Raw genomic sequence first — 24,504 nt, 5'->3', positions numbered from 1 at the left:
TAAAGCGCATCGCGATGCGCTTTAAGTCTTTGATTTATGCATGTCGTTGTCTCAAAACCGCTGCGCACTTTTGGACAGCCATTCGCACCAAGCGCGGAAGAGGACAAAAAATCGGAATCCGCCGGCGCGCGTCGTTTGCTTGTCAAGAACAACTCTCTATAATGCGTCATGAACAAACGAATCTCCCCTTTGTCGCCCCTCGACACATCCTCTCCACCGCCTTTCCAGCCTCAGAGCTTCGATGATCCCGCTAAGGCGGTCGAGACGCTGACGGCGCTTTACGAGCGCAACACGGCGTTTTTAATCGAGAGTTTCAGCGAACTTGCGCAGGGTGCGCCGATCTCCTCGCGCTACCGCGCATTTTATCCGCAGGTCAGCATCGAGACGACAAGCTTCGGCCATGTCGATTCGCGGCTTTCCTATGGCCATGTCACGGCACCCGGCATCTATACGACGACAATCACCCGGCCGAAGCTCTTCAAGCATTACCTGAAGGAGCAGCTGGCGCTCTTGATGAAGAGCCATAATGTGCCTGTCATCGTTTCGGAATCGACGACACCGATCCCCTTGCACTTCGCCTTCGGCGAGGGGGCGCATGTGGAAGCATCGACCAGCGCCTTCATCGACTTTCCGATGCGCGATATCTTCGACACGCCCGACCTCAACACCACCGACGACGAGATCGCCAACGGCGAATATATCCCGCCGCCGGGAGAGCCCTCACCGCTTGCGCCGTTCACCGCGCAACGCATCGACTATTCGCTCGCCCGACTGTCACATTATACGGCGACGCATGCCGAGCATTTCCAGAATTTCGTGCTGTTCACCAACTACCAGTTCTATATCGACGAATTCTGCAGCTGGGCGCGCAAGCTGATGGCGGAAGGCGGCCACGGCTATACTGCCTTCGTCGAGCCCGGCAATGTCGTCACCCTGCCCGGCTCGAACGCGCCGGAAACGGATGCTGCCCTCACCCGCCTGCCGCAAATGCCGGCCTACCATCTGAAGAAGAAGGGCCATGCCGGGATCACCATGATCAATATCGGCGTCGGTCCCTCCAACGCCAAGACGATCACCGACCACGTCGCCGTGTTGCGCCCGCATGCCTGGCTGATGCTCGGCCATTGTGCCGGTCTTCGCAACAGCCAACGGCTCGGCGACTATGTTCTCGCCCATGCCTATATGCGCGAGGATCATGTTCTCGACGACGACCTGCCGGTCTGGGTGCCGATCCCGGCGCTGGCCGAAGTGCAGGTGGCGCTCGAAGCGGCCGTTGCCGAAATCACCGGCTATGAAGGTTTCGAGTTGAAGCGCATCATGCGCACCGGTACCGTCGGCACGATCGACAACCGCAACTGGGAACTGCGCGACCAGCGCGGGCCGGTGAAGCGGCTCTCCCAGGCGCGCGCGATCGCGCTCGACATGGAATCGGCAACGATCGCCGCCAACGGCTTCCGCTTCCGCGTGCCCTATGGCACGCTGCTCTGCGTCTCCGACAAGCCGCTGCACGGCGAGTTGAAGCTGCCGGGCATGGCAACGGCCTTCTACCGCACGCAGGTCAACCAGCACCTGCAGATCGGCATCCGCGCCGTCCAGAAGCTTGCCGCCATGCCTAAGGAAGCGCTGCATTCGCGCAAGCTGCGCAGCTTCTTCGAGACGGCCTTCCAATAGGCCGGTTCCTCACCTACCGGTCACGACAGGTGCTGACTGCTGCACAAGCATCTGCGGCCTGCCTGCGGCAACATTCAGCCCCGCGATCAACAGGGTGAAGGCGACGAAGACGAAAGCGACGCGCAGGAGAATCTTCAGCCCATCGCTTTCGACGAACTCCAGCTCACGCTTTTCATGGCGGCGCGCCCATATCTGGCTTGCCACAGCGATTTCAAAAATACTCATTGCTATTCTCCTCGACAGCTTTCGACGAAGCCTTGTCGAGCGCTGCCTCGCGATTTCGACACTGGCGGGCACAAAAGATTTTTCCCGCCGCTGTCGAACTGCGCGAAGATCGTTCGTCCAAGGGTATTGGAACACGGCAAGGAAGGCTGTCCGCGATGAAATATCTCTGTCAGGTCTGGTTCGATGGCGAGGTACTCGACGCCATGACACAAGAGGAGAAGACCGAACTCGACACCGATTCCTTGAATTATGACAAGGACCTCGTCGATAGCGGGCATATGATCGTCGCCCAGGCGCTGCAGCCGCCGAAATCGGCGGTGACCGTACGGGTGCGCAATGGCGAGATGTCGGTGACGGACGGTCCCTTTGCCGAGACGAAGGAGGCGCTCGGCGGCTTTATCCTGATCGAGGCCAAGGATCTCAACGAAGCGATCCGCATTGCCGCGGGCATCCCGCTCGCCATGCTCGGCGCGATCGAAGTGCGGCCAATCCACGAATTCGGAGCTAAGTGAGGAGAGACCAATGAAATTTCTATGCCAGATCTGGTTCGACACGGAAAAAAGCAAGCTGGTCCCTCAGACCGAATGGGATGCGCTGACACAGGAGTGCATCATCAGCGACAATCGCTGGCGCGAGAGCGGTCATCTGCTGGTGGCGCTCGCCTTGCATGAACCGTCAACAGCGATCACGGTCCGCCTGCGCAATGGCGACGTCTCTGCGACCGATGGCCCATTTGCCGAAATCAAAGAGCACCTCGGCGGTTTTGTGCTGATCGAAGCCGAGAATATCGACGAGGCGAAGACGATCGTGTCGAGTTTTCCGATCCTCAAATATTGCTCGATCGAAGTGCGCCCGACTTACGCTATCCAGGATGGGAAATAGTCATGCGCTACATCTGCCTGATTTATAACAGCACCGACACCGACGGAACGCTGACGCCAGGTGAAACCGCCGAACTTATCAAAGCGCATTTCGCTTTCGATGAGGAGCTGTCCCGCGAGGGCATCATGATCCACTCCGATGCCTTGGAAATGCCTGACACGGCGACCGTGCTGCGTGTTCGCAACAACACGCTCTCCGCCACGGACGGGCCTTATGTCGAAACGAAGGAGCATCTAGCCGGCTTCTACGTCATCGAGGCGCTCGACATGGTCAAGGCAATAGAGATCGCCGGGCGAATCCCATCGGCCCGTTACGGCGCGGTCGAAGTGAGGCCCGTGCGGACGCTGACCCTGCCAGACTGAGGTGCCTGATTGGAAAGCGTCATCGAAGAAATCTACCGAACGCAATCGCGCCGGGTTCTGGCGACGCTGATCCGTCTGCTCGGCGATTTCGACCGGGCGGAGGAGGCGCTTCACGACGCCTTTGCCGCCGCCGCCCGGACATGGCCGACGGACGGTATTCCCGGCAATCCCTTCGCCTGGCTCGTTTCGACGGGGCGTTTCAAGGCGATCGACACGATCCGACGGCGGGCGCGTTTCGATGCTTCGCAGCATCATATCGAAGACAGCCTCTACACGCCTGATGCAACGGAGATCGGCGACATGGAACCGATCGAGGACGACATGCTGCGGCTGATCTTCACCTGCTGCCATCCGCTCATCCCGGCCGATGCGCAGATGGCGATGGCGCTGAGGGAAATCTGCGGGCTAACCACCGAAGAGATCGCCCATGCCTTCCTCATTCCGGCGCCGACGGTGGCCCAGCGGATCGTGCGCGCCAAAGGCAGGATCCGGGCGGCGAAGATCCCCTACGAGGTGCCGGGCCGCGAGGCGTTGCCGCCGCGACTCGACCCGGTGCTGCACGTCATCTACCTCGTCTTCAACGAGGGCTATTCGGCCTCTTCGGGCGAGGAGGTGGTCCGCGCCGACCTGACCGCAGAAGCGATCCGTCTGGCGCGGCTGCTTCTGGCGCTGCTGCCGCATCCCGACGTCTGCGGCCTGCTGGCCTTGATGCTGCTGCAGGATTCCCGCCGCACCGCCCGCCGCGTCGGAGACGGTTCGCTGGTGCTGCTTGCCGATCAGGATCGCTCGCTCTGGGATCATGCGAAGATTACCGAAGGCCTGGCGCTGCTTGCCGAGGCGATGCGGACGGGAGAGATCGGCAGCTATACGGTGCAGGCGGCGATCGCCGCCGAGCATGCGAAGGTTTCGAGCGCCGAAGAAACCGACTGGCGGCGGATCGCCTTTTATTACGATCTGCTGCTGGCGGCGCAGCCCTCCCCGATCGTCGAGCTCAACCGCGCCGTGGCGATTGCGATGACGGAAGGGCCGGCAAAGGGGCTGGATCTGGTCGATGCCATTCTAGAACGCCGGGAGTTGCAGGCCTACCACCTCGCCCATTCGGCGCGCGCCGATTTCCTGCGCCGTCTCGGCCGGAGGCAAGAGGCGATCGCCGCGTATGAAACAGCGCTGTCGCTCTGCCGGCAGGAGCCGGAGCAGGCGTTTTTGAGAAAACGGATTTTAGAGCTTGCCACGACGTCCGAGCGGCAGTGAGATCGCGGTGCCGGTGAGCGCCGAGACGATGATCAGCAAGTGGGCATTGACGCTAGCCTGCGCCAGCGCGGCCAGAGCCATCCGCTCGCTCGATGCGCCCAAGGCGATGGCGCCGGCGGTGATGCCGGCCGGATAAGTGCCGACGCCGCCCGGTGCATGCATCGGCAGCACCGAGGAAAGCTCGCCGCCCAGCGCGCCGCCGAAGCTTGCCGCCATCGGCAGCACGCCCATCAGGCCGAGCGCCCATGCGAGCACCATCACCTTCACCAGCCAGTTGACGATGGTCATCGTCCAAGCGCGCGCAAAGGCGATGGCATCGAGCGGCAAGCCGTTTTCGATCTCGGCGACGAATTTCTGCGCCTTGTTGGGCAGCAGCTTGGCGGCGAGGCGCAGCAGCGGCTTGCGGGCGGCGAAGGCCGCGACCGGCAGCAGCAGGAAGGCTGTCCAGAGCGCCCAGGCAACAGCGGCATCGGCTGAAGCGACGGCAAAGCCGATGCCGGCGGCGGCCAAAAGCGCGTGCAGGTCGAGCAGCCGCATGACGAAGAGCGCCGAGGTTCCGCGCGTCAGCGGAATGCCGAATTCGGTGCGCATCAGCAGCGGAAAGCTCGTCTCGCCGGCGCGGAAGGGCAGCATGATGTTCAGCAGATTGTGGATCTGCGTGACGCGGAAGAGGACCGCGAACCGGCCAGCCGTCTCGTTCGGGAAATAATCATAGATGCGCCAGGTGCGCAGGAAATAGGTGCTCGTCAGCAGCACGAGCGCACCGATCACCGGACCCGCGCCGACATCGGACCACTGCCTGATGATAACAGGCCAACCCCAGAACCATTGGATGAAGAGGCCATAGGCTGCGACGATGACGACCGTCAGAACGGTCATGCGATTGCGCATAAACCAGGATTGCCGGCTTTCAACGATCGAACTCTTCATGTAGTAGGCATTCCTCGCTTGGCTTCGGCATAGGCAGCGGTTCCGTCGCCAGGCCTTTTATGAGAAATGAAGGTTGCGCACAACGACGGAGTTGATGGCGGGGCCTTCTGCGCCGACGATCCGAGCGACAGACTGGTAGATGACGGCGCCTCGCCGGTTTGACGTGGAGATCGATGTTGGAGCGGATTACCAGAAGCATTACGAGCGCAAGCATTTTTCTCGCGGCCTATTTCCTGCTGAACATCGCGCTTCGCATCGCCTTGCCGCATACGCTCGATCTCGACGAGGCGGAGCAATCCTTCTACTCGCAATACCTGCTTGCCGGCTACGGTCCGCAGCCGCCGTTCTACAACTGGATCCAATATGCCATCGTCTCGGTGACCGGCATATCGATGTGGGTGCTCTCGGTGCCGAAGAACATCATTCTCTTCGGCTGCTATCTCTTCTACGGCCTTGCTGCCCGCGAGGTGCTGAAGAGCCGTTCGCTCGCAGCCGTCGCCATGCTGAGCCTGATTACCCTGCCGCAGGTTGGCCTGATGGCGCAGCGCGAACTGACCCATACGGTTGCCCTGCTGTTTGCGACCTCGCTCTTCCTTTTCGGTTTTTTCCGCACGCTGCGCCAGCCGACGCTCGGGAGCTACCTCCTCATCGGCATCGCCACCGGCATCGGGCTCATCTCGAAGTATAATTTCGCCATCCTGCCATTTGCCGCCCTCATTGCCGTGCTTCCGGAGCGGGAATGGCGCAGCCGTCTCATCGACTGGCGTTTGCTGCCGGCCGCCGTCCTTGCCATTCTGATCGTGCTGCCGCATGCGCTCTGGCTGCCTGACAATCTCGCCAGCGCGTCTGCACCGACGCTGGAGCGGATGACTGCCGAACACCTGGCCCCGGCCGGCCTTCCCCGCATCGGGCAAGGACTGCTGTCTCTCGTGATCGCCGTCCTCGGCTTCGTCGCATTGCCGATCGTGCTCATCGCGGCCGCCTTCCGGCGTGACTTCTTTCGCGCGCTCTCCTCTTCCAGCCCGATGATCCGGGTGATCGAGCGGATGATGGTCATCAGCCTGCTCGCCTTCGTCGGCGTGGTCCTCTTCGCCGGCGCCAGCGATATCCACGAGCGCTGGCTCGACCCATGCCTGCTCGTGCTGCTGATCTATCTGTTCCTGAAACTGGAAACCGCGAACATCGATCTTTCCGCCGGTCTTGCGCGCTTCCGGCCCGTGGTGCCGGTCTTCATGGTCGTCATCCTGTCGATCCTTCTTTTCCGGATCGTCGGCATTCAATATATCGGCACTTATACGAGAACGAACGTACCCTTTTCCGGCTACGTGGCTGAATTGACCGCGACCCGCAAGCCGGTTCTCATCGTCGCGGGAACCAAGTTCATTGCCGGCAACATGCGGCTGAAGTTTCCCGATGTTCCCGTGGTGATCCCGTTCTTCCCCGGACCCGGAGTTCCCGAATATGCGGACGCGAAGGGGCCGGTGCTGGTTATCTGGCGCGGCGAGACCGCAGATGATCCAACAATTTCCCCCGGCTTCGCCAATGACCTCGTCAAATCGGGCATTCATCTGCAAGAGTTGAAGACGCTGACGCTGCCCTATCTCTTCGGTGACGGCAAACGCAGCTTCTCCATTGGTTACTCCTGGGTGGAAGGCGGCGCGAAATAGCGCCCCGGCAGGTCAGCCGATTACGGGGAATCCGGCATTGCCCGCTGGCAACCGGCGGACACTTCATGTAGTAGCCTTCCGCAAGCGCGGCGGCAGCAGTAAAGATTGCGCGGCCGTCCGGCCTTTTGGAGATGAAAGTTGCAGACAACGGTAGAGCCCATTCGCGGTACGAATGATCCGGTACAATCGCTCGAACTGTCGCTGGTCGTGCCCATTTTCAACGAAGAGCAAAGCGTCGGCCCGCTTGTCGAGCGTGTCGTGGCTGCGATGGTTAGCTACCCCCATCGCTGGGAGCTGATCCTCGTCGACGATGGCAGCACGGATGCGACGCTCGTCAACGCCCGGAAGTACGTCGGACGCGAGGGGCTGGCGCTCAGAATCGTCGAGCTGCAGCGCAACTTCGGCCAGACAGCCGCCATGCAGGCCGGTATCGACACCGCCCAGGGTCGCCTGATCGCGACGATGGACGGCGACCTCCAGAACGATCCGAAGGACATTCCTTCGATGGTCTCCGAGCTAGAACGGCGCGAACTCGACCTCTTGGTCGGCTGGCGCAAGAACCGCAAGGACGGTCTGTTCTTGCGCAAGATCCCGTCGTGGTGCGCCAACTACCTGATCGGCCGTATCACCGGCGTCAAGCTGCACGATTACGGCTGCAGCCTGAAGATCTACCGTGCCTCGATCATCAAGCAGGTGAAGCTGATGGGCGAGATGCACCGCTTCATCCCAGCCTGGGTCGCCGGTGTGGTGCCGAGCTCGCGCATCGGCGAGATGGCCGTCACCCACCATGCCCGCGAGCACGGCGTTTCGAAATACGGCATTTCGCGCACCTTCCGCGTCATCCTCGATCTGCTGTCGGTGATGTTCTTCATGCGCTACAAGGCGCGGCCGGGGCATTTCTTTGGTTCGCTGGGTCTCGGCCTCGGCGCGCTCGCCATGCTGATCCTGCTCTATCTCAGCTTCGACAAGTTCATCCTGGGCAACGACATCGGCACGCGACCGATGCTGATGGTCGGCATCGTGCTGCTGCTGTCGTCGGTGCAGATGATCACCACCGGCATCCTGGCGGAAATGATCGCGCGCACCTATTACCGCGACGATGCCTCTCCGAATTATATCGTGCGGCAGATCTTCGACGATCAAAGCCAAGCCTAAGCCGGCAGCACGATGCTGAAGCGCGCGACGAGGACGATCAAAACCGCGGGCCTGCTGCTTGCGGCCTATTTCGTGCTCAACATCGTGCTGCGCATCGCGCTTCCGCATTCGCTGGAGCTCGACGAGGCCGAGCAATCCTTCTTCTCGCAATATCTGCTGGCGGGCTACGGCCCGCAGCCGCCCTTCTACAACTGGATGCAATATGCCATCGTTTCGCTGACGGGCATGTCGATCGGCGCGCTGATCGTTCCGAAGAATATCCTGCTGTTCCTGTCCTATCTCTTCTATGGCCTTGCCGGGCGGCGTGCGCTGAAGGATGAGGCACTTGCCGCCGTCGGCATGCTGGCGCTGATCACCCTGCCCCAGGTCTCCTACATGGCCCAGCAGGATCTGACCCACACGACGGCGCTGCTCTTTGCCAGCTCGCTGTTTCTCTATGGGCTCTTCCGCACGCTCGACCGGCCGGATATGGCGAGCTACCTGCTGCTCGGACTTGCGACCGGCATCGGGCTGATCTCGAAATATAATTTCGCGCTGATGCCTGTCGTCGCCTTGATCGCCATCTTGCCCGATGCCGAATGGCGGCGCCGGGCGCTCGACTGGCGCATATTGGTCGCGGTCGCCGTTGCGCTCGTCATCGCCCTGCCGCATGCGATCTGGCTGCGAGACAATCTCGCATTCGCCTCTTCCGATACTCTGGTCAAGATGGCCGCCGGCAACGAACCCGCCGGCATCGTGCGGATCGGCAAGGGTCTTCTCGCCTTTCTGGTCGCCATCATCGCCTTTGCGGCGTTGCCGGTGGTGATCTTCGCTGCCACCTTCCGCCGGGATTTCGTCCGGGCGCTCTCGGCGGGCAACCGCTGGACCGGGATGATGGAGCGGATGATGCTCGCAAGCCTCGCCGGCATCGCTTTGATCGTGCTGTTGACCGGCTCGACAACTGTTCGCGAGCGCTGGCTCGACCCCTTCCTGCTGGTTCTGCCGATCTACTTCCTTGCGAAAATGCAGGCCGCCGGGCTCGACTTTTCCGCCGGACTGCGCCGCTTCCGGCCGGTACTGCCGGTGCTGATGGCCTGCGTGCTGATCGCACTCGGATTCCGCGTCGTCGGCGCCGGGCTGATCGGCACTTACAGCCGGCCGAATGTGCCGATGGCGGGTTTTTCGCGCGAGATGACGCGACAGGCGCAACCGGCGCTGGTGATCGCTTCCGACACCTATATCGGCGGAAACATGCGGCTGCAATTTCCCGATGTGCCGGTGGTGATCCCGGATTTTCCGGCACCGGGCATTCCGGCCTATGCCGAGGCCAGGGGGCCGGTGCTGATCGTCTGGCGTGGCAAGAAGACGGCGACGGCTGCCGATGCGCTCATGCCGGAGCGGTTTTCCGCGGCGCTGACGGCGGCTGATATCGCGCTGCAGGAGATCGGCTCGCTGTCGCTTCCCTATTATTTCGGCCGCCAGGGCGACAATTTCGCACTCGGCTACGCCTGGGTGCAGCCGGAGACCAAATAGATGACCGAGAGCAAGCTTCGCGACATCAGGTGGATCTTCGTTCTGCTGGCAGCCTATTTCGCGCTTCAGGTCGGCGTGCGGCTCGCTACCTCGCATTCGCTCGATCTCGACGAGGCCGAACAGGCCTTCCGCTCGCAATGGCTTGCCGCCGGCTACGGCCCGCAGCCGCCCTTCTACAACTGGCTGCAATACACTGTCTTTCAGTTTGCCGGCGTCTCGCTGACCGCCCTTTCCATCGTGAAGAACCTCCTGCTGTTCATCTCCTATCTGCTGTACGGCCTGACGGCGCGGCTCGTGCTGCGCGACAAGGCGCTGGTGGCGATCGCCACGCTCGGGCTGCTGACGATCCCGCAGATGGCTTTCGAGATGCAGCGCGACCTGACGCACACGGTCGCGGTGTTCTTCTCGGCCAGCATCTTCTTCTACGGCTTCATCCGCAGCCTGAAGCAGCCAAGCCTTGCCTCCTATCTCATCGCCGCCATCGGCATCGGCTTCGGCCTGCTTGCCAAATATAATTTCGCGATCCTGCCGGCGGCAGCCCTGATTGCCGCGCTGGCCGATGCGCGCCTGCGGCCGCGGATCTTCGACTGGCGGCTGGTGCTGACAGCGGCGGTGGCACTCGTCATCACCCTGCCGCATCTCTTCTGGCTGAAGGACAATCTCGATTTCGCCACCGCGCGCACGCTGGAGAAGATGACCGCGAGCGGCGATGCGAGCTATCTCACGCAGGTCGCCATGGGCGTCAGCTCGCTCGCCCTCGCCACTATCAGCTTTGCCGGAGTGACCGTGGCGGTATTCGCGCTCGTCTTCGGCAAGAACCTTCGTCCGGCGCTTGGCTCCGGCTCGGAATGGACGCGGCTTCTCGAGCGGATGATGCTCGTTTTCTTGGCCGGCATTCTGCTTTTGATCGTCTTCGGGGGTGCTGCCGGCATCAAGGATCGCTGGCTGGTGCCGATGCTCTTCATCCTGCCGCTCTATTTCTGCCTGAAGATCGAGGCAGCAGGCGTCACGACAGACAGAGCGTTCCGGCGTTTTATACCCATCCTCGCCGTCATCATGATCAGCGTGCCGGCGGCCCTCTATGGGAGCGTTGCGACTGCACGCTTTACCGGTCATTACGAGCGGCTGAACAGGCCTTATGCCGGCATGCTGGAAACCTTGCGCAGACAGGCCGAACCGGCGGCGATCCTTGCCGGCGACAGCCTGCTCGCCGGAAACCTCAGGCAGGATATTCCGAGCGTTCCGGTTCTTTCCGTGGATTATCCCGGCTTCAATCCGGATCTCTCCGGCCGGCGCCCGCTTCTCCTCGTGTGGCTCCTCCCCAAGGGCGGAAGCGAAGCACTTCCGCCTGATATGGCTCAATGGCTGCAGACCAATCTCGGCATGTCCGCCCCGCAGGCGTCGGTGATCGTCGTGCCTTATGTCTATGGGCGCGGCGACGACAGCTATCGTTTCGGCTATGCCTGGGTCAACCAGCCGGGCTGAGCGCAATCAGGATTTCAGCTCCCCCAGGCCGCCATCCAACGCCAGTTTCGTGATCCTCGCTATCTCATTCACTGTGCTCTGAGGCGCTGAGCCATTGGCTCGTTGGCCATATCTAGCGTGTTCAAATATTGTAAAAGTATTGTATTTGTCATATACTAAGAGCAGGAGTAAACTTACATGGCACGGGCAAAGACCTTTTCCCTTGGCGATACCTATGACGGGATCCTATCGGATCTTGTCCGCAATGGCCGGTTCGGCACCGAAACCGAGGCCGTGCGGGCAGGCATCCGTATGCTCGCCGACCACGAGTTGAAAATACAGGCGCTGCGTAGGGACATTCAGGCGGCGGACGCCGAGATCGAAGCCAGCCTCGGCAAGGAATACGCTACCGGCGCGGATCTCCTCAAAGACGTCATGAACAAAAGCTAGGGCCATCAAACCGAAACGCCTGATTATCGCTCCATCCGCCATTGAGGATCTGCGGAATATTCGGCGCTATATCGCCGAGAGCAATCCCCATTACGCGCAGGAATTCCTGGCCGACCTGACCGCGAAGATTGCCTGGATCGCCCAAGTGGACTTCACCGGATCTCCCCCGCGACCACATTGCGGAAGGCCTGTGCGGCCTGCCCTACCGGAACCGCTGCATCTACTACCGCTCCTATCACGACCGCATCGTGGTCTTACGTGTCAAGCATGGCGCCGAAGATATCAAGTCGCAGGATTTCGAGCTTTAGGCCCAGCCAGCTGGACTGAGCGCAATCAGGATTTCAACTCCTTCCAGGCCAAATCCAGCGCCAACCTGGTAATCCTCGCTATCTCGTCCACCTCGGCGTGGCTGATGACGAGCGGCGGCGAGGCCAGCATGCGGTCACCGGTGGCGCGCAGCACCAGACCGTTCGCCAGCGCGTGGTTGCGCACCAGCGCACCGACCTGATCGGGCTTGGCATAACGGGTGCGGGTGCTCTTCTCGGCGGCAAGCTGCAGGCCGCCCATCAGGCCGATGCTGACGGCTTCGCCGACCAGATCATGGTCTGCCAGCGCTGCCCAGGCCCTGCCGAAATAGGGGCCAATATCGTCGCGCACCCGTTCGACCAGTCTTTCCTCCTCGATGATGCGCAGGTTTTCGAGGGCTGCGGCAGCGCAGACCGGGTGGCCGGAATAGGTGAAACCGTGGTTGAAGTCGCCGACCTCGTTGATCAGGACATCGGCGATACGGTCGCTGACGAGTACGCCGCCGATCGGCAGGTAGCCGGAGGAAAGCCCCTTGGCGATCGGCGCCAGATCGGGCTCGACGCCGAAATACTGGTGGCCGAACCAGGCGCCCAGTCGACCGAAACCGCAGATCACCTCGTCGGTCACCAGCAGGATATTGCGCGCCTTGCAGATGCGGTCGATCTCCGGCCAGTAGGTCTCGGGCGGGATGATGACGCCGGCGGCCCCCTGCACCGGCTCGGCGACGAAGGCGGCGACATTCTCCTCGCCGAGTTCGTCGATCTTCGCTTCGAGCTCGCGGGCAACCTTGAGGCCGAATTCATCAGGCGTGAGATCGCCGCCCTCGCCGTACCAGTAGGGCTGGCCGATATGGACAATGCCCGGTATCGGCAGGTCGCCCTGCTCATGCATGTATTTCATGCCGCCCAGGCTGGCGCCGGCGACCGTCGAACCGTGGTAACCGTTTCTCCTTGATATCACGATCTTCTTCGACGGCTTGCCGACGGCGCTCCAGTAGACGCGGGCCATGCGGAACCAGGTGTCGTTCGCCTCCGAGCCGGAGCCGGTGAAGAAGATATGGTTGAATCGCTCGCCGGCATGGGAGGTGACCTTCTGTGCCAGCAGCGTCGCCGGCGTCGAGGTCGTGCCGAAGAAGGTGTTGTAATAGGGCAGCTCATTCATCTGCCTGGTGGCGGCATCGGCGATCTCGCGGCGCCCATAGCCGATATTGACGCACCAGAGGCCGGCGAAGCCATCGAGATATTTCCTGCCGTGATTGTCGAAGATGTAGACGCCCTCGCCGCGCTGGATGATACGCGCACCCTCGGCATTCAGCTTCTTCATGTCGGCGAAGGGATGCAGATGGTGTGCGGCGTCGATCGCGGCAAGGTTCGAGGGTGGGTAAGTATCGGGCATGATTGGTAAAGACCCTCACGGATTGAAAGACTGATGTCGATGGGATAGGAGCTTGGCCTTGTCCCGGGGGATTTTCAAGGTCATGGCAAGCGACAGGATGGACGGCAAGACGAAAGGCGACGACCCGCGTTTCGAGATCCTGATCGTCGGCATGAACGGCGACCTGCGCGGCAAGCAGCTTCTATCAGGCGCCGAAGACAAGGTCTGGGCCGGTGACATCCGCCTGCCGACATCGACGCAGTCGCTCGACATCTGGGGCGACGATAATGACGATATCACCGGCCTGTCGCTGACGATCGGTGATCCCGACGGCAAGGTCATCCCCGACCGGCGCAGCCTGGCGCCGATGCCCTGGGCGCCCGAGGGCTCGATGCAAGTGCTCGCCACCATGCACGAATTCGACGGCAGCCCGAGCTTCATGGATCCACGTGCCATCCTCGCTTCGGTGGTCGAGCGCTATGCGGCGCGCGGGCTGACGCCCGTCGTGGCGACCGAGCTGGAATTTTACGTGATGTCGGGAGACTGGCGCGAGACCGGACGCCCCTGCCCGCCCGAAAGCCTCACCTATCGCGGCGAACCGAACGGTTTCCAGCTCTACGACATGAGCGCCGTCGACGCGCTCGATGGCTATTTGCAGACGCTGAGGGCCTATGCGAAGGCGCAGAACCTGCCGGCGGATGCGACGACGGCGGAATTCGGGCCGGGCCAGTTCGAGGTCAACCTGCTGCACCGCGCGGATGCGCTGGCAGCCGCCGACGATTGCCTCTATCTCAAGCGCATCGCCGAACAGGCGGCGCGCCGCCACGGGCTGAAATCGACCTGCATGGCCAAGCCCTATTCCGAACATGCCGGCTCCGGCCTGCATGTGCATGCGAGCATCATCGACGGGCAAGGCCGCAACATCCTCGATGCCAAGGGCGGCGAACCGAAGCTGCTCAAATCGGTGATATCGGGCCTGCTCGACTCCATGCGCGCGGCGCAGCTGATCTTCGCCCCCTTTGCCAATTCCTACCGCCGCTTCCAGCCGGGCTCGTTTGCGCCTGTGGATCTGACCTGGGGCAGCGGCCATCGCGGCACGGCGATCCGCATCCCCGACAAGGATGGCCCGGCCGCACGCATCGAACACCGCGTCGCCGGCGCCGACGCCAATCCCTATCTGCTGCTGGCGGCGATCCTCGGCGGCATGCTCACCGGTCTCGATGGCGAACTCGACCCCGGCGAAGAGACAACGCCCTCGCACATACCGGCGAATACGACGCGACTGACGCATGATTTCCTCAGCGCCGTCGACACCTTCCGCACCTCGCCCTTCATCGCCGATATCTTCGGCGCGCGTTATCAGGCGCTCTATGGCGACACCAAGCGCAAGGAAGCGCTTGCGCATCTGCGCACCGTCTCGGATTTCGACTACCGCACCTATCTGCCGCGGCTCTGAAATTACGCGGCGGCCGACTTACGCAGCGGGCTCGCGGCGTTCGTCCGCATTCACTTGAGCGGCGAGACCCTGCTTGACGAGAACCTTCAATTCGCCCGGATGCAGCCGGATCGAGACGTCGCGTTCGAGCGGCAGCAGTTCGCCATCCATGACGCAATTGGCCTTGGAGCGCAGTTTCGGGAAATGCAGGTGCACTTCGGCCGGGTGCATCACCATGACATCGGCATTCTCGCGGACCTTGCCGCGCAGCATGTCGATGGCGAGACGGGCGACACCGAGGGGTTTCAGCGGATTTGCCGTGTAGAAGCCGAGTTCGCCGCTTCTCAAATCATCGGCGTAGAGCAGCGCGTTCTCGCCGAAGGGATTGTTGGAGACCGAGATCGCCGACACCCTGCGGCGCTCGCGCATGCCGATCGCTTCGAACTCGACCTCGAATTCCGGCGGGTTGAAGATGACGCCTAAAGCCGCCTTCGTGCTCGCCCGGATCTTGCCCAGCCGGGAGCGATAGCTGTAGGCGTTGCGGTAGCGCACCATGCGGGCATGCAGGCCGGCGGAAAACTGGTGGATGAAGGGCCGGCCGTTGGCGCTGGCGATATCGACATTATCGACCTCACCGGAGGCAAGCACATCGAGCGCCTGCCAGATGTCGAGCGGCACACGCAGCGATCGGGCAAAGAGGTTCATGGTGCCGGCGGGCACGACGCCGAGCGCAATTCCGTTTTTCCACGCAATCGATGCCGCCGCCGAAATCGTGCCGTCGCCGCCGCCGGCGACGATGCCGTCGATATCGTCGCGCTTGGCCGCCCGCTCCATGGCGGGAACGATTTCCTTTCCTGAGAAGACGATGGCGTCGAAATCGTGCCCCGCTTCGCGGAAAGCCGCCTCCGCCCTCTTCTCATAGGCCAGCATGTCGGTGGTCTTAAAGGTCCCGCCGTCGCGATTGAAAAAGCCTACAAGCTTCATAAGAGCTCCCGTCCCTGGCGCGGAAATGCTCCTGCCTTGCCCCTGAGATGGTTGCGATATCGGCGATTTCAAGCGCAGCCTTCTTTCCTGACAGAGGGCAGAAATGCAAAAATTGCAATAGACGTATGCACATAGCAGGACGCTGCACTGCAAAAAATGCACTCGACGGCAGCCGCAAGCTCACGGATAGATGGTCTATCGGAGACATCGTTTCCACCTCCCGCCATTTCCACCGATCGGCTTGCGGCCGCGGCTGCGCCAGCGCGCCATTGCCAAGCAGAAACCGCCTCGAGGAGCTCTCGTGAGTGAGATTGCCGCCAATATTTCTGTTGATAGCCAGGATGAAGTGCTGCCGTCGGCAATGACCGTGGCGCTCGTCCAGCTGGCGCTCGCCTGCGGCGGTTTCGGTATCGGCACCGGGGAATTCGCAATCATGGGGCTGCTGCCCAATGTCGCCGAGACCTTCTCAGTCACGACTCCGCAAGCCGGCTACGTCATCAGCGCCTATGCGCTCGGCGTCGTCGTCGGCGCACCCGTCATTGCCGTGCTCGCCGCGAAGATGGCGCGGCGCACGCTGCTTTTGACCCTGATGCTGATCTTTGCCGCCGGCAATATATCGAGCGCCATGGCGCCGACCTTCGAGACCTTCACGCTGCTGCGTTTCGTCAGCGGCCTGCCGCACGGCGCCTATTTCGGCGTCGCGGCCCTTGTCGCCGCCTCGATGGTGCCGGTGCATCGCCGCGCCCGCGCTGTTGGCCGCGTCATGCTCGGCCTGACCGTTGCGACACTTCTCGGCACGCCGTTGACGACCTTCTTCGGCCAGTCGCTCGACTGGCAGGTGGCGTTTTTCTCGGTCGGCGTGCTCGGCCTGCTGACCGTGGCGCTGATCTGGTTCTACGTTCCGAAGGACAGGGTTTCCGCGGAGGCGGGCTTCCTGCGCGAACTCGGCGCCTTCCGCCGGCCGCAGGTGTGGTTGACGCTCGGCATCGCCGCCGTTGGTTACGGCGGCATGTTCGCAATGTTCAGCTATATCGCCTCGACGACGACTGAGGTCGCAATGCTGCCGGAAACAGCAGTTCCGATCATGCTGGTCCTCTTCGGCGTCGGCATGAATGCGGGCAATTTCATCGGCTCATGGCTCGCCGACAAATCGCTGCTCGGCACGATCGGCGGCTCACTTGTCTACAATATCGTCGTGCTGACCACCTTCTCTCTGACCGCCGCCAATCCCTATTTGCTCGGTCTCTCCGTCTTCCTCGTCGGCTGCGGCTTTGCCGCCGGCCCGGCGCTGCAGACGCGGCTGATGGATGTCGCCGCCGACGCGCAGACGCTTGCGGCCGCGTCCAACCATTCCGCCTTCAACATCGCCAATGCGATCGGCGCCTGGCTCGGCGGCCTCGTCATCGCCGGGGGTTATGGTTTTGCGGCAACCGGTTATGTCGGCGCGGCGCTGTCCTTCCTCGGCCTCTTCGTCTTTGCAGCCTCGCTACGCCTCGAGCGCCGCGACCGGAGCTCGCAGGCCGTCTGAGGCCAGGCGCAGCTCGCGGCCTTCCGGGCTGCAGAAGACATAAGCGTCACCCCAGGCGGCCAACGCCTGGATCACGGGCTTCAGCGTCATGCCGAGCGGCGTCATTGCATATTCGACCCTCGGCGGCACGACCGGATAGACGGTACGTGACACCAGGCCGGACTCTTCCAGTTCACGCAGTTGCTTGGTCAGCATGCGCTGGGTCACGGCCGGCAGCTTACGCCGCAATTCGTTGAAGCGCAGGGTTCCTTCCATCAGATGAAACAGGATCACGCCCTTCCACTTCCCGTCGAGGTAAGTCAGCGTCGCTTCGACCGGGCAGCCGGGGAAATTCTTGACGAGCTTGGCGCGCGGCAATGACATTTACAGTATCCTTTTGGGTACTACGTACAGAATTTGTGCATTCTTGCGTTGTCAGAACATAGTGCGCATCTAGCTTCCGTGCAACGAACACAGGAGTTTCCCATGCGCGCCGTCGCCTATAAAACGCCCCAACCGATCTCAGCCGAAACCTCGCTGATCGATGTCGAGCTGCCGATGCCGGAGGCTGGGGGCCACGATCTGCTCGTCGAAATCAAAGCGGTTTCGGTCAATCCCGTCGACGTGAAGGTGCGCGCCCATTCCGCGCCGCCCGCGGACGAGCTCAAGGTGCTCGGCTGGGATGCCGCCGGCGTCGTCAAGGCCATCGGCGCTGATGTCACACTGTTCAAGCCCGGCGACGAGGTGTTCTACTCCGGCGTCATCAGCCGCCCGGGGAGCAATGCCGAATTCCATCTCGTCGACGAGCGCATCGTCGGCGCCAAACCGAAGAGCCTCGATTTCGCGGCGGCGGCCGCCCTGCCGCTGACCTCGATTACGACCTACGAGGCGCTGTTCGACCGGCTGAAGGTGCAGGACGCGGTTTCGGGAGCGGGACGCTCCATCCTGATCATCGGCGGCGCCGGCGGCGTCGGCTCGATCGCCATCCAGATCGCCCGGGCATTGACCGACTTGACGGTGATCGCCACGGCCTCGCGGCCGGAAACGCAGGACTGGGTGAAGGAACTCGGCGCGCATCACGTCGTCGACCATTCCAAACCGATCGCACCGCAGGTGGCAGCGCTCGGCATCGGCGCGCCGGGATTCATATTCTCGACCACCAATACCGATAGCCATATCGGCGACATCGTCGAAGCGATTGCGCCGCAGGGCCGCTTCGCATTGATCGACGATCCGAAGACGCTCGACATCGTGCCCTTCAAGCGCAAGGCCGTCTCCGTTCATTGGGAGCTGATGTTCACCCGCCCGCTCTACGGCACCCCTGACATGATCGAGCAGCACAAGCTGCTGAACAAGATTTCCGAACTCGTCGACGCCGGAAAGATCCGCACCACGCTTTCAGAGATCGTCGGGCCGATCAATGCGGCAAACCTCAAGACGGCGCATGCCATGGTCGAAAGCGGCAGAATGAAGGGCAAGGCGGTGCTTGCGGGATTCTGAGATCGCAGCCAGCAGGCCCGGTGTTTCCCGCACGGTCGTATATAAACCATACCCACCTGGAATGCCGCATCGCCGGGTGCGACATTCTGGCGTTAAGCATTTACCCTGCTTGACTTTTTCCGCGTTCGGGACCACCTAGCACTCACGTGGATGACACTCATCAGACACGGATTTCAACGGAGCCATCATAACGATGCCAAGCGACAGTAGCAGTCGATTGCCTTTGCCGTACGCGGCCCTCGTGCGCTGACCGACTCCTGTCGGCTCGCCCGATCGGACGCTACGGCGGATCGACGGAAAGGCGAGCCTCAAATGAATATCAATCGCTTCCCTCTTCGGGCAGGCCATGCCGCCCGTGCCTTCATCAACAACAGCCGCGGCGCAACGATCGCCGAACGCGTCGAAGCGTTGAACGCGCTGAGCGTCCAGGACGCCGGGCGGGTGCTAACCGGCATGCCGCTCGACTATGCGGTCAACATTCTCGACCGGCCGGAGCTTCGCAACGCCGCACAGATCCTTGCACTGATCAGCGCCGAGGACGCCGCACGGCTGCTGCACGGCATGTCCAACGACCGTGTCGCCGACGTGCTTCTCGAACTCGACGGCGAGACCCGCGCCCGGCTTTTCTCCAGCCTCGACGAACCGGTGCGCATCGCGATCCAGCACCTGATGGGCTATCCGCCGCGCACGGCCGGCGGCATCATGACGACGGAGTTCGTCAGCGTGCCTGACAGCTGGACCGTCGCCCGCACACTCGACCATGTGCGTCAGGTCGAACGCTCGCGCGAAACCGTCTACGCCATCTACGTTCTCGACGAAGTCAGCCATGCGCTGCTGCATGTGGTGACGCTGCGTCGCCTCATCACCGGCGAGCCGGAAGCTTCAATCCTTTCAGTGGCACAGAAGGGTGCGCCGGTTTCGGCCGATCCGCTGATGAAGCAGGAGGATGTCGCGCGGCTGATCCGCAAGCACGACTTGCTCGCCCTGCCCGTCACCGACGAACAGGGGCAGATGCTCGGCATCGTCACCGTCGACGACGTGATCGACACGATGATATCGGACACGACGGAAGCGGCTCAGAGGTTCGGCGGCATGGAGGCCCTCGGCCAGCCCTACATGAAGATCAGCTTCGCCGGCATGATCCGCAAGCGCGCCGGCTGGCTCGCTGCGCTCTTCCTCGGTGAGATGCTGACGGCAAGCGCCATGCAGCATTTCGAAGGCGAGCTGGAAAAGGCCGTGGTGTTGACGCTGTTCATCCCGCTGATCATGAGCTCAGGCGGCAATTCCGGTTCGCAGGCGACATCGCTGATCATCCGGGCCCTGGCGCTCGGCGAGTTGAAGCTTTCGGACTGGTGGAAGGTGCTTTTGCGCGAACTGCCGACGGGCGTCGTGCTCGGCGCGATCCTCGGCCTGGTCGGCTTCATCCGCATCGTCTTCTGGCAATCGGCCGGGCTCTACGATTACGGCCCGCACTGGCAGATGGTCGCCGTCACGGTGTTTGCCGCCTTGATCGGGATCGTCACCTTCGGTTCGATCTGCGGTTCGATGCTGCCTTTCGTGCTGCAGAAGCTCCGGCTCGATCCGGCCAGCGCCTCGGCCCCCTTCGTCGCCACACTGGTCGACGTCACCGGGCTCGTCATCTACTTCTCGGTGGCGCTGCTCATCCTCAGCGGGACGCTGCTCTAACCCGCAAGCAGGCCCGAGGGGAATTATTTTCCCTCGGGCAACTTCAACGGCCCATGCGTCTTGATGCTGCGGATGGCGAAGTTCGAGCGGATGTCGCTGACATTCGGCAGGGTCAACAGCGTTTCCGTCAGAAGCCGTTCGTAGGCGGCGAGATCCTCCACCACCACTTCGGCGAGGAAATCGGCCGTACCCGAAATCAGGAAGCAGGAGACGATCTCGGGAATGGCGAGCAGCGCCTTCTGCTGCGCCTCGGAATTTTCGCGGCTGTGCTGGACGACCTTGAATTCGACGAAGACGGTCAGGCCGAGACCGACCTCCTTGCGGTCGATATCCGCCGTGTAACCGCGGATGATCCCGGACCGTTCGAGATTGCGGATGCGGCGCAGGCAGGGCGACGGCGAAAGGTTCACCTTCTCGGCGATCTCGACATTGGTGGCCCGAGCATCCTCCTGCAGACACTTCAGGATGGCGATATCGAATTTATCGAGATTTGGCATTTTCGCGATCTATATAGACGTCAGTTGGCAGAAGATTGCGCATAGCATGTTTTTTGAGCCACAGATAGCAAGGACATGCCCTGACCTCTGGCGCTAGTCTTCTCTTCAACCGGACAGGCTCCGGATGAAGGAAAGGACAGGACGAGATGACCACCATTGCTTTCACGAACGACAAGTCGCCGTCGCAGGTACTGGGTTATGCTGGCGGCACCATTACCGTGCTGATCTGGGCGACATGGTTTCTGGTCACCCGCCACAGCGCCGCAACGCCGCTCGGCTCGATCGATATCGGGCTGATCCGCTTCGGGATTCCGGCGCTGGTGCTTTCACCCGTCTGGCTGAAGACGGGGCTGCTACCGAAGGCGCTGCCACTTCACCTGCTGGCGATCATGGTATCCGGTTCCGGCGCCATCTTCTTCCTGCTGACCACGCTGGCAATCCATTCGACGCCGGCCGCCTCTTCGGGGATTCTGCTCGGCGGCTCGATGCCGCTCGCCGCGGCGTTGATCGGGATTGCGCTGTTTCGCGAAAGACCGGACAACACCCGCATCGCTGGGCTCGTTGCGATCGTCGCCGGCGTGCTGATCCTGCTCACGCGCAGCCTTGCGGACGCCTCGCTGCCATGGACGAGCTTCGTGCTGCTGCCGGCCGGCGCCGTTCTCTGGGCAAGCTATACGCATGCCTTCCGCCGCTCCGGCCTGACCGCCGTGCAGGCGAGTGCCCTGATTGCCGTCTGGTCCTTCCTGATCATGGGCGCGCTTGCCCTCATCTTCGGCGTCTCGCTGCCACAGGCTCCACTTCAGGAAATCGGCCTGCAAGTGCTGAGCCAGGGCATTCTTTCCGGCCTCGTCGCCATGGTCGCCTATGGCACCGCCGTCAGAACACTCGGCGGAACACAGGCTGCCGCCTTCACGGCGCTGACGCCGGTTCTCGCGACGCTTGGCGGCGGCTTGCTGCTTGGCGAAGCGATCGGCATGACGGAAATCAGCGCCGCCGTGATCACCGGCATCGGCGTGGCGCTTTCGACGGGTATCGCCACGCCGCGCCGCTAAAATCCAACACAAACAGCAGTTGGAAAGCCGCCTGCAGCCATCGCTGCGGCGGCTTTTTCGATGGAGACGTCGTCCTTAGCGAGCTTGGAACGGACACGTCAGGCCTGAATGACGACGACCCTGGCGCCGACCTCGACGCGGCTATAGAGGTCGATCACGTCGTGGTTCATCATGCGGACACAGCCGCTCGACATGGCGAGACCAATCGATTGCGGCTGGTTGGTGCCATGAATGCGAAAATGCGTGTCGTTGCCGCCGCGATAGAGATACATGGCCCGCGCGCCGAGTGGGTTGTTCGGGCCGCCCGGCATGCCGCCGGCAAGCTTGCGATAGCGCTCTTCACGGCGCTGCATGTTTTCTGTGGGCGTCCAGCTCGGCCACTCGGCCTTGCGGCCGATATAGGCGTTACCGGCAAATGCCAGCCCCTCACGACCGACACCGACACCATAACGCATCGCCCTGCCGCCGCCGAGGACGTAATAGGCCCGGCGCGCGGGTGTATCGACGATCACGGTGCCGGCAGCATGCGTGGTTTCGTAGGCCACTTCCTGGCGGCGGAGCTCCGGCTTGATCTTGTCGATCGGCACCTGCTTCAACGGGAATTTTTCGTCCGGCAGTGCGGCATAATTGGTCTGGCTGTTCAGACCGGTCGAAGAGCAGCCGGCCACGAAAAGCGGCAGAGCGATCAGGAAGCCCCGGCGGGAGATCGTCATGAATGTGTCCTTAGTGCGTCAACTTGATGTCGCAAGCTAAGGAAATTATGGTTAACGAACGGCTAACAGCCTCCTGCAGGAGGCGATCACGAAGGCGTCAGCACGCAAGAATTGTCGCGGTGGGGATAATCCGCCTCACATATTCGGATAGACAGGCCCCTCGCCGCCCTGCGGCGGCACCCAGTTGATGTTCTGGTTGGGATCCTTGATGTCACAGGTCTTGCAGTGCACGCAGTTCTGGGCGTTGATGACGAAGACGTCCTTGCCGTCCTTCTCCACCCATTCATAGACGCCGGCCGGACAGTAGCGCGTCGACGGGCCGGCATAGATGTCATGCTCGGACGACTTCTGAAGGTTCATGTCCTTGACCTGGAGATGCACCGGCTGGTCCTCCTCGTGATTGGTGTTCGACAGAAACACCGAGGACAGCCGATCGAAGGTCAAGACGCCGTCGGGCTTCGGATAGGCGATCGGCTTGTGCTGCGACGCCGGCTCCAGGCTCTCAGCATCGGTCTTGCCATGCTTCAGCGTGCCGAAGACGGAAAAGCCGAACAGCGTGTTAGTCCACATGTCGAAGCCGCCGAGCGCCACGCCAAGCGCCGTGCCGAACTTCGACCACAGCGGCTTGACGTTGCGGACGCGCTTCAAATCCTTGCCGATATCGCCCTTGCGCCATTCATTCTCGATCTCGATCACGTCATCATGACTGCGGCCTGATACAATCGCGGCGGCGATCTTCTCGGCCGCCAGCATGCCCGACAGCACCGCATTGTGGCTGCCCTTGATACGCGGCACGTTGACGAGACCGGCCGAACAGCCGATCAGCGCCCCGCCGGGGAAGGAAAGCTTCGGCACCGACTGGTAGCCGCCCTCGGTGATGGCACGCGCCCCATAGGACAGTCGCTTGCCGCCCTCGAAGGTGGTGCGGATCGCCGGATGCGTCTTGAAGCGCTGGAATTCCTCGAAGGGATAGAGATAGGGGTTCTTGTAATTGAGGTGGACGACGAAGCCGACGGCCACCAGATTGTCTTCCAGGTGATAGAGGAAGGAGCCGCCGCCGGTCTTCATGCCGAGCGGCCAGCCGAAGGAATGCTGCACCAGGCCCGGCCGATGGTTTTCCGGCTTGACCTGCCAGAGCTCCTTGATGCCGATGCCGAATTTTTGCGGCTCGCGGTCCTTTTGCAGATCGAACTTGGCGATCAGCTGCTTGGCGAGCGAGCCGCGCACACCTTCGCCGATCAGCACATATTTGCCGAGCAGTTCCATGCCGCGGGTATAGTTCGGTCCAGGCTCGCCGTTCTTCTCGATGCCCATATCGCCGGTGGCCACCCCGATGACGGCGCCCTCGTCATTGTAGAGCACTTCGGTTGCGGCAAAGCCCGGATAGATCTCGACGCCGAGTTCTTCGGCCTTGGTCGCCAGCCAGCGACAGACGAGCCCAAGCGAGACGATGTAGTTGCCGTGATTGTTCATCAAGGGCGGCATCAGCACATTCGGCAGACGAACAGAGCCAGCCGGACCGAGCAGCAGGAAGTGATCGGCGCTGACCTTGGTCTTGAACGGATGATCGGCCTCGTCGCGCCAGCCGGGCAGCAGCCGGTCGATGCCGATCGGGTCGACCACCGCGCCCGAGAGGATATGCGCGCCGACTTCCGCGCCCTTCTCCAGCACGACGACGGAGACATCCGGATTGACCTGCTTCAACCGGATCGCCGCTGCAAGACCGGCAGGACCGGCGCCGACGATAACAACGTCGAATTCCATGCTCTCGCGTTCGGGCAGCTCAGTCGTCTCGGTCATTCACTCGTCTCCGCTTGGCGGCACGCGGCCGTCATCCCCGTCATGGCACTTTCTTGTCAAAACGAGAAAGCATTGTCGAGC

General features: G+C 62.1%; 24 protein-coding genes and 1 pseudogene. 17 read left to right on the top strand and 8 right to left on the bottom strand.

The genetic code is table 11. The annotated features are described in order from the left end of the window. The first annotated feature begins 168 nt into the window (after nt 1–168). On the top strand, nt 169–1,671 hold the full coding sequence (locus tag G9X64_RS09705) for an AMP nucleosidase (RefSeq protein ID WP_168309729.1): 1,503 nt from the start codon (nt 169–171) through the stop codon (nt 1,669–1,671). A 9-nt stretch (nt 1,672–1,680) separates the two neighbouring features. Here G9X64_RS09705 and G9X64_RS09700 read toward each other — a convergent pair whose 3' ends face one another. After that, on the bottom strand, nt 1,681–1,896 hold the full coding sequence (locus tag G9X64_RS09700) for a hypothetical protein (protein ID WP_171376500.1): 216 nt from the start codon (nt 1,894–1,896) through the stop codon (nt 1,681–1,683). A gap of 155 nt (nt 1,897–2,051) precedes the next feature. Between G9X64_RS09700 and G9X64_RS09695 the strand changes: the two genes are divergently transcribed. From G9X64_RS09695 to G9X64_RS09680, 4 genes are read left to right on the top strand one after another with little or no spacing between them, the layout of a single operon-like run. Next, nucleotides 2,052–2,408 (top strand): YciI family protein, encoded by a 357-nt coding sequence (locus G9X64_RS09695; RefSeq protein ID WP_168309727.1) that lies wholly within the window; start codon nt 2,052–2,054, stop codon nt 2,406–2,408. Nucleotides 2,409–2,418: 10 nt separating this feature from the next. Then, entirely contained in the window at nt 2,419–2,778 is a 360-nt protein-coding gene (locus G9X64_RS09690) for a YciI family protein (protein ID WP_138328433.1), read from the top strand. Nucleotides 2,779–2,780: 2 nt separating this feature from the next. Continuing rightward, nucleotides 2,781–3,140 carry a YciI family protein gene (locus G9X64_RS09685; RefSeq protein ID WP_171376499.1) on the top strand — a complete coding sequence of 120 codons (360 nt, stop codon included), beginning with the start codon at nt 2,781–2,783 and terminating at the stop codon, nt 3,138–3,140. A gap of 9 nt (nt 3,141–3,149) precedes the next feature. Then, nucleotides 3,150–4,391, top strand: coding sequence for an RNA polymerase sigma factor (locus G9X64_RS09680; protein ID WP_171376498.1), 1,242 nt, complete (start codon nt 3,150–3,152; stop codon nt 4,389–4,391). Here the strand turns inward: G9X64_RS09680 and G9X64_RS09675 are convergent. Continuing rightward, nucleotides 4,359–5,321 carry a lysylphosphatidylglycerol synthase domain-containing protein gene (locus tag G9X64_RS09675; RefSeq protein ID WP_168309724.1) on the bottom strand — a complete coding sequence of 321 codons (963 nt, stop codon included), beginning with the start codon at nt 5,319–5,321 and terminating at the stop codon, nt 4,359–4,361. The genes G9X64_RS09680 and G9X64_RS09675 overlap by 33 nt on opposite strands. A 173-nt stretch (nt 5,322–5,494) precedes the next feature. Here G9X64_RS09675 and G9X64_RS09670 point away from each other — a divergent pair, with 173 nt between their 5' ends. The 7 genes and pseudogenes from G9X64_RS09670 to G9X64_RS36480 all read left to right on the top strand — a co-directional run bounded on the left by G9X64_RS09670 (nt 5,495) and on the right by G9X64_RS36480 (nt 11,877). Continuing rightward, the gene (locus G9X64_RS09670) at nt 5,495–6,988 is read left to right on the top strand and encodes an ArnT family glycosyltransferase (RefSeq protein WP_171376497.1); all 1,494 of its coding nucleotides are present in this window, start codon (nt 5,495–5,497) and stop codon (nt 6,986–6,988) included. Nucleotides 6,989–7,126: 138 nt separating this feature from the next. Then, nucleotides 7,127–8,143: a glycosyltransferase family 2 protein gene (locus tag G9X64_RS09665; protein ID WP_171376496.1), complete on the top strand. Its 1,017-nt coding sequence runs from the start codon at nt 7,127–7,129 to the stop codon at nt 8,141–8,143. 12 nt (nt 8,144–8,155) lie between these two features. Next, entirely contained in the window at nt 8,156–9,655 is a 1,500-nt protein-coding gene (locus G9X64_RS09660) for an ArnT family glycosyltransferase (protein ID WP_171376495.1), read from the top strand. After that, nucleotides 9,656–11,140 (top strand): ArnT family glycosyltransferase, encoded by a 1,485-nt coding sequence (locus G9X64_RS09655; protein WP_171376494.1) that lies wholly within the window; start codon nt 9,656–9,658, stop codon nt 11,138–11,140. Nucleotides 11,141–11,317: 177 nt separating this feature from the next. Further along, nucleotides 11,318–11,569 carry a ribbon-helix-helix domain-containing protein gene (locus G9X64_RS09650; RefSeq protein ID WP_168316794.1) on the top strand — a complete coding sequence of 84 codons (252 nt, stop codon included), beginning with the start codon at nt 11,318–11,320 and terminating at the stop codon, nt 11,567–11,569. Nucleotides 11,570–11,573: 4 nt separating this feature from the next. Next, nucleotides 11,574–11,693, top strand: a pseudogene (locus tag G9X64_RS37265) (type II toxin-antitoxin system RelE/ParE family toxin); the annotation flags it as partial. Between the two features lie 4 nt (nt 11,694–11,697). Then, the gene (locus G9X64_RS36480) at nt 11,698–11,877 is read left to right on the top strand and encodes a type II toxin-antitoxin system RelE/ParE family toxin (protein ID WP_244956085.1); all 180 of its coding nucleotides are present in this window, start codon (nt 11,698–11,700) and stop codon (nt 11,875–11,877) included. A 25-nt stretch (nt 11,878–11,902) separates the two neighbouring features. Here the strand turns inward: G9X64_RS36480 and G9X64_RS09640 are convergent, their stop codons facing one another. Further along, nucleotides 11,903–13,270, bottom strand: a complete 1,368-nt coding sequence (locus G9X64_RS09640) for an aspartate aminotransferase family protein (protein WP_171376493.1) — start codon at nt 13,268–13,270, stop codon at nt 11,903–11,905. Nucleotides 13,271–13,352: 82 nt separating this feature from the next. Here G9X64_RS09640 and G9X64_RS09635 point away from each other — a divergent pair, with 82 nt between their 5' ends. Continuing rightward, complete coding sequence (locus G9X64_RS09635) at nt 13,353–14,705, top strand: glutamine synthetase family protein (protein WP_171376562.1); 1,353 nt, start codon at nt 13,353–13,355, stop codon at nt 14,703–14,705. 18 nt (nt 14,706–14,723) lie between these two features. Here G9X64_RS09635 and G9X64_RS09630 read toward each other — a convergent pair whose 3' ends face one another. Continuing rightward, on the bottom strand, nt 14,724–15,668 hold the full coding sequence (locus tag G9X64_RS09630) for a diacylglycerol/lipid kinase family protein (RefSeq protein ID WP_168309718.1): 945 nt from the start codon (nt 15,666–15,668) through the stop codon (nt 14,724–14,726). A gap of 301 nt (nt 15,669–15,969) precedes the next feature. Between G9X64_RS09630 and G9X64_RS09625 the strand changes: the two genes are divergently transcribed. Further along, nucleotides 15,970–17,196: an MFS transporter gene (locus G9X64_RS09625; RefSeq protein ID WP_168309717.1), complete on the top strand. Its 1,227-nt coding sequence runs from the start codon at nt 15,970–15,972 to the stop codon at nt 17,194–17,196. Here the strand turns inward: G9X64_RS09625 and G9X64_RS09620 are convergent. After that, nucleotides 17,155–17,559 carry a winged helix-turn-helix transcriptional regulator gene (locus G9X64_RS09620; protein WP_168309716.1) on the bottom strand — a complete coding sequence of 135 codons (405 nt, stop codon included), beginning with the start codon at nt 17,557–17,559 and terminating at the stop codon, nt 17,155–17,157. The two genes, G9X64_RS09625 and G9X64_RS09620, sit on opposite strands and share 42 nt — an antisense overlap. A gap of 102 nt (nt 17,560–17,661) precedes the next feature. On the opposite strand from G9X64_RS09620, the gene G9X64_RS09615 reads away from it, so the two are divergent. Further along, nucleotides 17,662–18,675 carry a zinc-binding alcohol dehydrogenase family protein gene (locus G9X64_RS09615; protein WP_171376492.1) on the top strand — a complete coding sequence of 338 codons (1,014 nt, stop codon included), beginning with the start codon at nt 17,662–17,664 and terminating at the stop codon, nt 18,673–18,675. A gap of 312 nt (nt 18,676–18,987) precedes the next feature. After that, the gene (gene mgtE, locus G9X64_RS09610) at nt 18,988–20,361 is read left to right on the top strand and encodes a magnesium transporter (protein WP_171376491.1); all 1,374 of its coding nucleotides are present in this window, start codon (nt 18,988–18,990) and stop codon (nt 20,359–20,361) included. Between the two features lie 23 nt (nt 20,362–20,384). Here mgtE and G9X64_RS09605 read toward each other — a convergent pair whose 3' ends face one another. Next, nucleotides 20,385–20,858, bottom strand: coding sequence for an Lrp/AsnC family transcriptional regulator (locus G9X64_RS09605; RefSeq protein WP_018447335.1), 474 nt, complete (start codon nt 20,856–20,858; stop codon nt 20,385–20,387). A gap of 146 nt (nt 20,859–21,004) precedes the next feature. On the opposite strand from G9X64_RS09605, the gene G9X64_RS09600 reads away from it, so the two are divergent. Continuing rightward, nucleotides 21,005–21,910: a DMT family transporter gene (locus tag G9X64_RS09600; RefSeq protein WP_168309713.1), complete on the top strand. Its 906-nt coding sequence runs from the start codon at nt 21,005–21,007 to the stop codon at nt 21,908–21,910. 98 nt (nt 21,911–22,008) lie between these two features. On the opposite strand, the gene G9X64_RS09595 is transcribed toward G9X64_RS09600, so the two are convergent. Beyond that, nucleotides 22,009–22,623 (bottom strand): L,D-transpeptidase, encoded by a 615-nt coding sequence (locus G9X64_RS09595; protein ID WP_017959713.1) that lies wholly within the window; start codon nt 22,621–22,623, stop codon nt 22,009–22,011. A gap of 135 nt (nt 22,624–22,758) precedes the next feature. Beyond that, nucleotides 22,759–24,423: an electron transfer flavoprotein-ubiquinone oxidoreductase gene (locus tag G9X64_RS09590; protein WP_171376490.1), complete on the bottom strand. Its 1,665-nt coding sequence runs from the start codon at nt 24,421–24,423 to the stop codon at nt 22,759–22,761. Between the last annotated feature and the right edge of the window lie 81 nt (nt 24,424–24,504).

Source organism: Rhizobium sophorae, assembly GCF_013087515.1.
GTDB classification, from domain to species: Bacteria; Pseudomonadota; Alphaproteobacteria; order Rhizobiales; family Rhizobiaceae; genus Rhizobium; species Rhizobium sophorae.
This window is presented reverse-complemented; position numbering and strand designations above follow the sequence as displayed.

Bases quoted from the DNA above. Each gene is read 5' to 3' on its own strand.
- G9X64_RS09705 (WP_168309729.1), top strand. From the start codon at position 169: ATGAACAAACGAATCTCCCCTTTGTCGCCCCTCGACACATCCTCTCCA.
- G9X64_RS09700 (WP_171376500.1), bottom strand. From the start codon at position 1,896: ATGAGTATTTTTGAAATCGCTGTGGCAAGCCAGATATGGGCGCGCCGC.
- G9X64_RS09695 (WP_168309727.1), top strand. From the start codon at position 2,052: ATGAAATATCTCTGTCAGGTCTGGTTCGATGGCGAGGTACTCGACGCC.
- G9X64_RS09690 (WP_138328433.1), top strand. From the start codon at position 2,419: ATGAAATTTCTATGCCAGATCTGGTTCGACACGGAAAAAAGCAAGCTG.
- G9X64_RS09685 (WP_171376499.1), top strand. From the start codon at position 2,781: ATGCGCTACATCTGCCTGATTTATAACAGCACCGACACCGACGGAACG.
- G9X64_RS09675 (WP_168309724.1), bottom strand. From the start codon at position 5,321: ATGAAGAGTTCGATCGTTGAAAGCCGGCAATCCTGGTTTATGCGCAAT.
- G9X64_RS09670 (WP_171376497.1), top strand. From the start codon at position 5,495: ATGTTGGAGCGGATTACCAGAAGCATTACGAGCGCAAGCATTTTTCTC.
- G9X64_RS09660 (WP_171376495.1), top strand. From the start codon at position 8,156: ATGCTGAAGCGCGCGACGAGGACGATCAAAACCGCGGGCCTGCTGCTT.
- G9X64_RS09655 (WP_171376494.1), top strand. From the start codon at position 9,656: ATGACCGAGAGCAAGCTTCGCGACATCAGGTGGATCTTCGTTCTGCTG.
- G9X64_RS09650 (WP_168316794.1), top strand. From the start codon at position 11,318: ATGGCACGGGCAAAGACCTTTTCCCTTGGCGATACCTATGACGGGATC.
- G9X64_RS09640 (WP_171376493.1), bottom strand. From the start codon at position 13,270: ATGCCCGATACTTACCCACCCTCGAACCTTGCCGCGATCGACGCCGCA.
- G9X64_RS09635 (WP_171376562.1), top strand. From the start codon at position 13,353: ATGGCAAGCGACAGGATGGACGGCAAGACGAAAGGCGACGACCCGCGT.
- G9X64_RS09630 (WP_168309718.1), bottom strand. From the start codon at position 15,668: ATGAAGCTTGTAGGCTTTTTCAATCGCGACGGCGGGACCTTTAAGACC.
- G9X64_RS09620 (WP_168309716.1), bottom strand. From the start codon at position 17,559: ATGTCATTGCCGCGCGCCAAGCTCGTCAAGAATTTCCCCGGCTGCCCG.
- G9X64_RS09615 (WP_171376492.1), top strand. From the start codon at position 17,662: ATGCGCGCCGTCGCCTATAAAACGCCCCAACCGATCTCAGCCGAAACC.
- mgtE (WP_171376491.1), top strand. From the start codon at position 18,988: ATGAATATCAATCGCTTCCCTCTTCGGGCAGGCCATGCCGCCCGTGCC.
- G9X64_RS09605 (WP_018447335.1), bottom strand. From the start codon at position 20,858: ATGCCAAATCTCGATAAATTCGATATCGCCATCCTGAAGTGTCTGCAG.
- G9X64_RS09600 (WP_168309713.1), top strand. From the start codon at position 21,005: ATGACCACCATTGCTTTCACGAACGACAAGTCGCCGTCGCAGGTACTG.
- G9X64_RS09595 (WP_017959713.1), bottom strand. From the start codon at position 22,623: ATGACGATCTCCCGCCGGGGCTTCCTGATCGCTCTGCCGCTTTTCGTG.
- G9X64_RS09590 (WP_171376490.1), bottom strand. From the start codon at position 24,423: ATGACCGAGACGACTGAGCTGCCCGAACGCGAGAGCATGGAATTCGAC.